Source organism: Endozoicomonas sp. ONNA1, assembly GCF_024606325.1.
Lineage (GTDB): Bacteria > Pseudomonadota > Gammaproteobacteria > Pseudomonadales > Endozoicomonadaceae > Endozoicomonas_A.
In genome coordinates this window covers 1-4,554 of sequence record NZ_JAHHPN010000173.1, presented here as the reverse complement: position 1 = coordinate 4,554, position 4,554 = coordinate 1, and the positions used below count along the sequence as shown (strand labels likewise).

The window sequence follows — 4,554 nt, the reverse complement described above, 5'->3', positions numbered from 1 at the left end:
GCCTTTCTTTTGCAGGGGTGGAAAAAGGCCCTGGCCATGTTCTGGTGCTGGATGCTGGTAACACTGGGCTTCCTTCTGCCTGCCGCTATTTTGTTGGATTACGTTGTCCATTATTTCAATGACTCCTGGAACCAGGAATGGCTGACATACAGCCTCAACAGTTTGAAAGTTTCATTAAGTGCAGCCACCCTCGCAACCATGGTCGCCCTGTTTCTGGGACTGTATCAGCGCCTTCAGAACAGTCACTTTGCCAGTATTCCTGCAAAGTTGGTATCTACCGGGTACGCGCTTCCCGGAAATGTTCTGGCGATTGCGGTGCTAACCCCCTTAACCCTGTCTGACCATGGCCTGAATGGTCTTCTCATGGCCTTTGACTTACCACCCGTTGGTCTGATTTTCAGTGGCTCGATATTTGCGATTGTTTTCGCCTACACTGTACGCTTCTCAGCCGTGGCTGTTGGCAGTGTCGAATCCAGTCTGGGCAGAGTCTCCCCATCTCTGGATATGGCCAGCAGAACATTGGGGTGTAAACCTTCCGAGATGGTAAGACGTGTTCATATTCCTATGATCCGCAAAGGTTTGTTGACAGGATTTCTGCTGGTTTTTATCGAATCCATGAAAGAGCTGCCAGCCACGCTTCTTTTAAGACCTTTTGGCTTTGAGTCACTGGCGACAAGGGTTTTTCAGTTTGTTTCCGATGAAAGACTGGAACAGGCCGCTCTGGCCGCATTGATAATGGTCCTGGCCGGACTGGTACCACTGATACTTTTGAATCGTTCGCTGGAGGCAGAACAAAAATGACCGCCCTGACTATTGCTGGACTGAGCTGCCGTTACGAACAAACAGAAGTACTCTCTAACCTGAGCCTTGAGGTAGATGAAGGGGAGATTGTTTGCCTGCTGGGTCGAAGCGGCTGTGGTAAAACCACGCTTTTAAAAGCCATTTCAGGGCTTCTTCAGCCATGTGCGGGGACGATTTCACTGCACGGTCAGGTCGTCAGTTCAATCGGTGGAACACTGCCTCCGGAACAGCGCGGAATAGGGATGATCTTTCAGGACTACGCGCTGTTTCCTCATCTGACTGTGTTTCACAATATTGCCTTTGGCCTTCGAGACCTTTCCCGCAGAGATACCCGCAAGCGTGTGGAAGACATGCTGGAGCTGGTCAACCTTTCCGGTTTGGACCGCCGCTATCCTCATGAGCTTTCCGGTGGTCAGCAACAGCGTGTTGCTATTGCCAGAGCTCTGGCTAACAACCCTTCCCTACTGTTGCTGGATGAACCTTTTTCCAATATTGACAGTCAGGTAAGACAGAGGCTGGTGAGGGAGGTGAGGGACATTCTCAAACAGCAGAAAGTCACAGGACTGTTTGTCACTCATAACCGTGATGAAGGTTTTGCCTTTGCCGATTCCGTTGCCATTATGCACGACGGAAACATTCTGCAACGAGGTCACTCTTTCGACGTCTATAATCGTCCTGCAAGTCGCTTCGTGGCAGAGTTTATGGGGTCTGGCAATCTCCTGCCCTGTGAAGTGATAAACAGCCGCTCTGTTTCAACCCCGCTGGGGATTGTTGAGTCATCGAGTGACATTTCAGCAGACCCCGGTCAGACTGCAGAGTTGTTTATCCGCCCGCAAATGTTTTCGATTGAGAGGTGTCAGTGCGAAAACCCGCTGAATCCTGCCCAGATCAAAAGCCAGCAGTTTATGGGAACCCGCTTGCGGACCGAGGTTAGGCTAAAAGAAAGTGTTCTGGTCGTCGAAAACTCGACCCCGTTCCCGGAAAGCACACCGGTGGATATTTCGGTACAACCCCATGAACTGCTGCTGTTCGATCAGAAAGGCTATTCACTCTGATCTTTCCATGGTCTGTCATCAATGAACGACCATGGTTCTTTCAGCACCCAATCAGATCCGTCATACTGATGCCCGGGTAACTGATTCGGAGAAAATCTGATGCTGGACTTCCTTTTCACAGCCGTCGATGACCGGGTCATCGATTTTGAAACATTAAAACTGCACGAAAAGCCCAATCAATACCTGGTTTTGCCAGAAGGCAATTTTTCAGCAGAGCCTCATCAGCTCAGCCCGGTTCTGAGCATCAGTGCCACAGAGCTGCAAAAACAGTTTTCAAACATCGCCCAAAGCCAGAAGAAGGTAGAAGTCTTGCGGACCAGTGATGATGGTTTGCAAGTCGACTACGTCCAGAGAACCCCTTTTATGGGCTACCCGGATACCATTACCGTCCGTTTTTACCCTCAGGGGGAAGACACCAGCACGCTGGCTATTTACTCTCGCTCACATTACGGCTACTCGGATTTGGGGGCTAACAAGAAAAGAATCACGCTCTGGCTCGATAACCTGAAAGCCTCAATTAAAGACCCAAAAAAGCATTAGATAAGAATATATCCGGACTCACTAATGACCACTATGTCGTGTGATAACCATCATTGACCAAGACAAGATATGCAATTTCAAATGATTATTAACCATCCCGAATGGTTACTGATGCTGCTTGCTCCGCTGTTTATCGGTTTAATGGTGGCGGAGTATTTCACTGGCCAAAGGTGCGGAAAGCTACCGGAAAATTCTGCCTATAAACTGCCAGAAGTGCTGTGCAACTTCTCATTAGCAGGTATGCATCAGCTGGCAGATCTCCTTACAGGCCTGTTGATTGTAAAACTCTATTTCTGGCTTTTTGGCTGGAAGTTGCTAGAGATTGAAATGAACGCAGCGTCCTTTGTTATTTTGCTGATCTTACAGGATTTTTGCTACTACTGGTTTCATCGCGCCAGCCACAGGGTGCGCTGGATGTGGGCTGCCCACGTCGCACATCATAGCTCGGAAAGAATGAATTTCAGCACAGCGTTTCGCCAAAGCCTGATGTACCCGATTGCTGGTATGTGGCTGTTTTGGGTTCCTTTGGTCATCATAGGTTTTGAGCCTAAATGGGTTATCTTTGCGGTCCTGCTTAACCTGGGGCTACAGTTCTTTGTTCATACACAGTGGGTTCGCACTCTCGGTAAGCTCGAACTTATTTTTAACACACCGTCGCATCACCGGGTTCATCATGGGCTCAACGCTCAATACATTGATAAAAACTATGCCGGTGTTCTGATCGTCTGGGATAAGCTATTCGGTACCTTTGAACCAGAAGTGGAAACCGTGCGCTACGGGATCAGCAAGCCTGTCAACAGCTATAATCCGCTGGTTGTGACTTTCTCTGAATGGTTGGATATGTATAGGGAAGTAAAAGGCAAACACACGACACTCAAACAGCGTATGAAGATCTTTTTTGCTCCACCAAGTGATAAACCAACAGTGACAGAGTCTGAAAGTCCGGATCAAACGGTAAAAAAAGAAAATCAATAGGATTTTGACTGTCAACAACCGAGTAACCACTGAAGAAGGACGGAGTCAGATCCGGAACAGCCATGATATTGAGAGAGTTCTGAACTATCCTTGGGCCTTATTGACTGCTCTGCGGCTTGAAGATGACAGAACTCTTATCATTCGCAGCCACTGTCTTTGTGAGCTTCTTTGCCATCATGAATCCCGTTGCCAATACCCCCATTTTTCTGGGCTTAACCAATGGGCTTGAATCGGCTGAAAAGCGAAAAATCGCCATACAATCCAACTTTCTGGCGTTCATTATTGTCAGTGTCTTTTGCCTGCTAGGTCATGTCATTTTCAGTCTTTTTGGTATCACCCTCCCGGCACTCAGAATTGCAGGAGGCATTCTGGTGTTCCTGATTGGCAAGGACATGCTTTCCGGCAATAGCTCAGAGGTTCACACTCCCAGTATCGAGGATAATCGTAAAAGTCTGGAGCATCCCCATGTCAGTATTGCGATCAGTCCACTGGCAGTGCCCATTCTGGCAGGGCCGGGAACGATTGCTGCGGCGATGAATTTTGCGACAGGAAAAGGCATCCCTGAGGTGACCGTCTGTATCACTGTCTTTGGAGTGCTCTGTGGCATCAGTTGTCTGTTTTTTCTCTCGGGAGAACGCTTCCTCCACTATCTGGGAGAAAGTGTAGTAAAGGTCATCAGTCGTATGATGGGACTGATTCTGGCGGTGATCGGTACCCAGCTTGTCATAGAGGGTGTTTATGGTGCCTGGAAGCTGAACCTCTGAAGATTACTTACTTTCCGATGCAGAACGAAGAGAAAATCCTGCCCAGTAAATCATCGCTGGAGAACTCGCCGGTGATTTCACCCAAGGCTTTCTGGGCATGTCGCAAATCTTCTGCCAGAAGTTCTCCCGCTCCCATGTATTCAAGCTGCTTCTGACCGTTATCCAGAAACTCTTCTGCTCTGCGCAGTGCATCCAGATGTCTGCGCCGGGCAGAGAAACCTCCCTTGCATGTTATTGATACCGCAGGTCTGCGAGAGACTGATGACAAAGTCGAACAGATTGGTGTAGAACGGGCTTTCAGAGAAATAGAAGACGCCGACAGAGTGCTTTTAATGGTGGATGGCTCCACTACTGACGCAATCGATCCTCACGACATATGGCCTGAGTTTGTTGATCGATTGCCTTCCAGAGAAAAGTTA

General features: G+C 48.6%; 5 protein-coding genes and 2 pseudogenes. 6 read left to right on the top strand and 1 reads right to left on the bottom strand.

All coding sequences use genetic code 11. The features are described from left to right. From KDK19_RS03980 to KDK19_RS03960, 5 genes are all read left to right on the top strand, one after another. Nucleotides 1–801: iron ABC transporter permease (locus KDK19_RS03980; protein ID WP_257291384.1), on the top strand; the 801-nt coding region annotated here is incomplete at its 5' end. After that, nucleotides 798–1,856, top strand: a complete 1,059-nt coding sequence (locus KDK19_RS03975; RefSeq protein ID WP_257274313.1) for an ABC transporter ATP-binding protein — start codon at nt 798–800, stop codon at nt 1,854–1,856. The genes KDK19_RS03980 and KDK19_RS03975, both read left to right, overlap by 4 nt. A 99-nt stretch (nt 1,857–1,955) precedes the next feature. Next, nucleotides 1,956–2,396 carry a DUF1499 domain-containing protein gene (locus KDK19_RS03970; protein WP_257274314.1) on the top strand — a complete coding sequence of 147 codons (441 nt, stop codon included), beginning with the start codon at nt 1,956–1,958 and terminating at the stop codon, nt 2,394–2,396. Between the two features lie 81 nt (nt 2,397–2,477). Then, a complete protein-coding gene (locus KDK19_RS03965; protein WP_257291383.1) occupies nt 2,478–3,371 on the top strand; it encodes a sterol desaturase family protein in 894 nt (297 codons plus the stop codon). Nucleotides 3,372–3,493: 122 nt separating this feature from the next. Beyond that, on the top strand, nt 3,494–4,135 hold the full coding sequence (locus KDK19_RS03960) for a MarC family protein (protein ID WP_257275404.1): 642 nt from the start codon (nt 3,494–3,496) through the stop codon (nt 4,133–4,135). A gap of 7 nt (nt 4,136–4,142) precedes the next feature. Here KDK19_RS03960 and KDK19_RS03955 read toward each other — a convergent pair. Next, nucleotides 4,143–4,373: pseudogene (locus tag KDK19_RS03955) on the bottom strand (tRNA uridine-5-carboxymethylaminomethyl(34) synthesis GTPase MnmE); the annotation flags it as partial. Between KDK19_RS03955 and KDK19_RS03950 the strand changes: the two are divergent. Further along, nucleotides 4,357–4,554 (top strand): annotated as a pseudogene (locus tag KDK19_RS03950) (GTPase); the annotation flags it as partial. The pseudogenes KDK19_RS03955 and KDK19_RS03950 sit on opposite strands and share 17 nt — an antisense overlap.